Annotated in this window: 3 tRNA genes and 3 rRNA genes; all 6 read right to left on the bottom strand. The window is 53.2% G+C overall.

Features of this window, described 5'->3' with window-relative positions:
- Positions 1–77: transfer RNA gene (locus AC2FI8_RS24330), tRNA-Met, on the bottom strand.
- Positions 78–128: 51 nt separating this feature from the next.
- Positions 129–243: ribosomal RNA gene (gene rrf / locus AC2FI8_RS24335) — 5S ribosomal RNA — on the bottom strand.
- A gap of 181 nt (positions 244–424) precedes the next feature.
- Positions 425–3,254: ribosomal RNA gene (locus tag AC2FI8_RS24340) — 23S ribosomal RNA — on the bottom strand.
- 488 nt (positions 3,255–3,742) lie between these two features.
- Positions 3,743–3,818, bottom strand: a tRNA-Ala gene (locus AC2FI8_RS24345).
- A gap of 77 nt (positions 3,819–3,895) precedes the next feature.
- Positions 3,896–3,972 (bottom strand) — tRNA-Ile (locus tag AC2FI8_RS24350).
- A 138-nt stretch (positions 3,973–4,110) separates the two neighbouring features.
- Positions 4,111–5,570: ribosomal RNA gene (locus AC2FI8_RS24355) — 16S ribosomal RNA — on the bottom strand.
- Together the 16S, 23S and 5S rRNA genes with 3 tRNA genes alongside form the textbook arrangement of a ribosomal RNA operon.
- Between the last annotated feature and the right edge of the window lie 413 nt (positions 5,571–5,983).

Here is a 5,983-nt window from a genome sequence, read left to right on the forward strand (position 1 = left end):
TGGTTGCGGGAGTAGGATTTGAACCTACGACCTTCAGGTTATGAGCCTGACGAGCTACCGGGCTGCTCCATCCCGCGACAGGGTCGAATAAGTGCGATATCGTTAGAGAGATTTTGGGATTTTTCTAGGTTTGGCGGTGACCTACTCTCCCGGGGCTTAAGCCCAAGTACCATTGGCGCGGCAGTGCTTAACTTCCGGGTTCGGGATGGGACCGGGTGTTTCACTTGCGCTATGACCACCAAACCGAGGAAAATCCCCACGTCGGCTTTTGCGGAGCAAAAGCGACGGGTGGCAGGCAGCGTATTTGCATGCAAATGCGCGCTGCCACTCGGTAGTTATGTCAATCAACACCGCAGCGTTTTGCTGCGAAGTTATCCATGTTTACTGAGGTGTATGTTTTTGATTTGTCTTTCCATTACTGGATCAAATCAAGCCTATCGGGCGATTAGTACCGGTCAACTGAACGCATTACTGCGCTTACATCTCCGGCCTATTGACGTGGTGGTCTTCCACGGCCCTCAGGGAGACCTTGTTTTGAGGGGGGCTTCCCGCTTAGATGCCTTCAGCGGTTATCCTGTCCGATCATAGCTACCCAGCACTGCCGTTGGCACGACAACTGGTCCACCAGTGGATCGTTCACCCCGGTCCTCTCGTACTAGGGGCAACTCCTCTCAAGTCTCCTACACCCACGGCAGATAGGGACCGAACTGTCTCACGACGTTCTAAACCCAGCTCACGTACCTCTTTAAACGGCGAACAGCCGTACCCTTGGGACCTGCTCCAGCCCCAGGATGAGATGAGCCGACATCGAGGTGCCAAACACTGCCGTCGATATGGACTCTTGGGCAGTATCAGCCTGTTATCCCCGGCGTACCTTTTATCCGTTGAGCGATGGCCCTTCCACTCGGGACCACCGGATCACTATGGCCGTCTTTCGACTCTGCTCGACTTGTCAGTCTCGCAGTCAGGCTGGCTTCTGCCATTGCACTCAACGAGCGATTTCCGACCGCTCTGAGCCAACCTTCGCGCGCCTCCGTTACGCTTTAGGAGGCGACCGCCCCAGTCAAACTACCCGCCACGCAGGGTCCCGGATCCGGATAACGGACCGCGGTTAGACATCAAGAGTGCGAAGGGTGGTATCTCAAGGGAGGCTCCACAGGGACTTGCGTTCCTGCTTCAAAGCCTACCACCTATCCTGCACATCACAATCCTGATGCCAGTGCGAAGCTGTAGTAAAGGTGCACGGGGTCTTTCCGTCTAACCGCGGGAAGCCTGCATCTTGACAGGCAATTCAATTTCGCTGAGTCGATGTTGGAGACAGCGGGGAAGTCGTTACGCCATTCGTGCAGGTCGGAACTTACCCGACAAGGAATTTCGCTACCTTAGGACCGTTATAGTTACGGCCGCCGTTTACCTGGGCTTCAATTCAAGGCTCTCACCTCTCCTTTTAACCTTCAGGCACCGGGCAGGCGTCAGACCCTATACGTCGTCTTGCGACTTCGCAGAGCCCTGTGTTTTTAATAAACAGTCGCCACCCCCTGGTTTGTGCCCCCAGCCCCTAGTTGCCTAGGAACCGGGCCTCCTTCTCGCGAACTTACGGAGGTATTTTGCCGAGTTCCTTCAACATCGTTCTCTCAAGCGCCTTGGTATGCTCTACCAGTCCACCTGTGTCGGTTTAGGGTACGGTCTTATAGGAGGGCTATTTCCAGGAACCTCTCAGCAGCCCATTCAATCCGATAAGGATGAACTACACCTGAGATCCGTCACCACTCCACGGCCTAGGAATATTAACCTAGTTCCCATCGCCTACGCCTTTCGGCCTCGGCTTAGGGGCCGGCTTACCCTGCTCAGATTAGCTTTAAGCAGGAACCCTTGGACTTTCGGCGAGAGTGTCTCTCACACTCTTTGTCGCTACTCATGTCATCATTCTCACTAGTGATCTCTCCACCGGATGGCTCACGCCCCGGCTTCATCGAAAGCCTCTCTCCTCCAATCTGCCCGAAGGCATGAAGGAGGAATGAGACTATGTCACACTACGCTCTGCTACCGATGCTTACGCATCCCTAGACTTCGGCTCATGGCTTGAGCCCCGTTACATCTTCGCCGCAGGACAACTTATTTAGACCAGTGAGCTGTTACGCTATCTTTAAAGGATGGCTGCTTCTAAGCCAACCTCCTGGTTGTTTTGGTCGTCCCACCTGCTTTCCCACTTAGCCATGAATTGGGGGCCTTAGTCGTAGGTCAGGGTTGTTTCCCTCTCCACTACGGACGTTAGCATCCGCAGTGTGTCTGCCATCTAGTACTCCCGGGTATTCGGAGTTTGGTTAGGATCAGTAAGCCTGTGGGGCCCCATTACCCATCCAGTGCTCTACCCCCCGGGGTATTCGGATGACGCTCTACCTAAATAGATTTCGCAGAGAACCAGCTATCTCCGAGTTTGATTGGCCTTTCACCCCTAGGCACAGCTCATCCCGATCCTTTTCAACGGATGTGGGTTCGGTCCTCCAGTAAGTGTTACCTTACCTTCAACCTGGCCATGCCTAGATCACTCGGTTTCGGGTCTGATCCCACGAACTCATGCGCCCTATTAAGACTCGCTTTCGCTACGCCTACACCTAACGGCTTAAGCTTGCTCGTGAGACCAAGTCGATGACCCATTATACAAAAGGTACGCCGTCAGCTCGCAAGGAGCCTCCGACTGATTGTAGGCGTTCGGTTTCAGGTACTGTTTCACTCCCCTCGTCGGGGTGCTTTTCACCTTTCCCTCACGGTACTGGTTCACTATCGGTCAGCAAGGAGTACTTAGCCTTCGAAGGTGGTCCTCCGATCTTCAGACAGAATTTCACGTGTTCCGCCCTACTTAATACGTCCATCAGAGCTTAGAATACGGGGCTGTCACCCGCTATGGCCATGCTTCCCAACATGTTCTTCTCACTCATCTGGCTCGGCTGGTCCCCGTTCGCTCGCCGCTACTAGGGGAGTATCAATTGATTTCCTTTCCTCCGGGTACTTAGATGTTTCAGTTCCCCGGGTTTGCCTTTATAACCCTATGTATTCAGGTCATAAATACTTGATTAAGCCACCTATTGATCATCCAGAGGATAACAATAGAGAGCTTTCAAGTGGGTTGCCCCATTCAGAAATCCATGGATCAAAGCTTATTCTCAGCTCCCCATGGCTTATCGCAGAGTATCACGTCTTTCATCGCCTCTTGCTGCCAAGGCATTCACCAAACGCCCTTCTCGCGCTTGATTTGATCCAGAAAAAGAAAGACTTGATATTTGCACTACCGCCTATTCGGCTACTTGAGTGCGTTTGACCGCACACAACCGAAGCTGCGCCAGTAATCAAATCAATCACGATGACCCAGCTGGTAACTAAAGGTCATCTGTTCTTCTGAACCAAAAACATACATTTCCCGCCCCCGCCACTTGGACGAGGACAAATGAGCAACCCCATATGGTCTCTCAGCCGTGCAGCTGATCAACGCAGGTCGCTCGGGTTAGTATATTAGACTTGGACAACTCTGTTCGTTTCGATCGGGATACGCAGACAGGGCCGGCTAGACCCAAACTGCGCCGCTTATCCGAAGATAAGAACGACCGAGATCAATGCCACACTCGGCACGATCAAACAGTGTTGATTGATTTCTCTCTAAACGATGTCAAAGCTTCCGAAGAAGCGACGTCCGATTGGACGGTGAAGAACCAAAATGGTGCTTAACGGTCAAATCGAAGGTAAATGGTGGAGCCTAGGAGGATCGAACTCCTGACCTCCTGAATGCAAATCAGGCGCTCTCCCAGCTGAGCTAAGGCCCCATAAAGTGGCTCTCGTGACATTCATCCAAGATGAATGCACTGCCGCCTCTCACTTTTCGGCTTCACCGAAAGTGAGTTGGTGGGTCGAGGAGGACTTGAACCTCCGACCTCACGCTTATCAGGCGTGCGCTCTAACCACCTGAGCTACCGACCCAGACAGGCCGGTCGGCCTGATGTGTTCTGAAGAGATATGAGGACGGCTCGGTCCATGAGTTTGATCAACTTTGTTTGTTGATCTTCTGCTAAGTGTATCACGAGATTTGCGAACAAATCTAACTAGATACATCCTTAGAAAGGAGGTGATCCAGCCGCAGGTTCCCCTACGGCTACCTTGTTACGACTTCACCCCAGTCGCTGATCCTACCGTGGCCGCCTGCCCCCCGAAGGTTAGCGCAGCGTCGTCGGGTAGAACCAACTCCCATGGTGTGACGGGCGGTGTGTACAAGGCCCGGGAACGTATTCACCGCGTCATGCTGTTACGCGATTACTAGCGATTCCGACTTCATGGGGTCGAGTTGCAGACCCCAATCCGAACTGAGACAGTTTTTTGGGATTAACCCATTGTCACTGCCATTGTAGCACGTGTGTAGCCCAACCCGTAAGGGCCATGAGGACTTGACGTCATCCACACCTTCCTCCCGCTTATCACGGGCAGTTTCCCTAGAGTGCCCAGCCGAACTGCTGGCAACTAAGGATGTGGGTTGCGCTCGTTGCCGGACTTAACCGAACATCTCACGACACGAGCTGACGACAGCCATGCAGCACCTGTCACTAGGTCACCGAAGTGAAAGACCCATCTCTGGGCCGGTCCTAGGATGTCAAGGGTTGGTAAGGTTCTGCGCGTTGCTTCGAATTAAACCACATGCTCCACCGCTTGTGCGGGCCCCCGTCAATTCCTTTGAGTTTTAATCTTGCGACCGTACTCCCCAGGCGGAATGCTTAATCCGTTAGGTGTGTCACCGAATAGCATGCTACCCGACGACTGGCATTCATCGTTTACGGTGTGGACTACCAGGGTATCTAATCCTGTTTGCTCCCCACACTTTCGCACCTCAGCGTCAGTATCGAGCCAGTGAGCCGCCTTCGCCACTGGTGTTCCTCCGAATATCTACGAATTTCACCTCTACACTCGGAATTCCACTCACCTCTCTCGAACTCTAGACTGATAGTTTTGGAGGCAGTTCCAGGGTTGAGCCCTGGGATTTCACCCCCAACTTTCCAGTCCGCCTACGTGCGCTTTACGCCCAGTAATTCCGAACAACGCTAACCCCCTCCGTATTACCGCGGCTGCTGGCACGGAGTTAGCCGGGGTTTCTTTACCTGCTACCGTCATTATCTTCACAGGCGAAAGAGCTTTACGACCCTAAGGCCTTCATCACTCACGCGGCATGGCTGGATCAGGGTTGCCCCCATTGTCCAAGATTCCCCACTGCTGCCTCCCGTAGGAGTCTGGGCCGTGTCTCAGTCCCAGTGTTGCTGATCATCCTCTAAAACCAGCTATAGATCGTAGGCTTGGTAGGCCATTACCCCACCAACTACCTAATCTAACGCGGGCCAATCCTTTGGCGATAAATCTTTCCCCCGAAGGGCTCATACGGTATTACTCTCCGTTTCCAGAGGCTATTCCGTACCAAAGGGTATGTTCCCACGCGTTACTAACCCGTCCGCCGCTCACCCGAAGGTGCGCTCGACTTGCATGTGTTAAGCCTGCCGCCAGCGTTCGTTCTGAGCCAGGATCAAACTCTCAAGTTGAAAAGCATTGCTGCTTATCCTTGACGTTCGAACCTCTGCACATCTCATCAGGAGGCTAATCCTGATGAAGTCTTCTGTTTGATGTACACAGACTTCCTAAGAAATCAGTGAACCACTCAAACAGTGAAGCTGACACTGGATCATCGAGCCGAAGCCCTACCAGCGCGATATACAGACATTCAATCCGTCGAAACGAACCAAACCGCCCACATATCTCTTCAGTTATCCATCAATGTCAAAGAACATAACACCCAGAGCCAAAAATCAGACCGTTGCGCCAATAACATCAGCGCGCCCGCCTAAATCATTCCCTAAGATGCCCACCGTCTCTCCGATGCGTCCGGCTGTCTCTCCAACCCGTCCGGCCGTCTCTCCGACCCGTCAGCACCGCCTCAGCAGCGCCGGTGAAGGGG

This window comes from Ruegeria sp. CDSB029 (genome assembly GCF_059611125.1).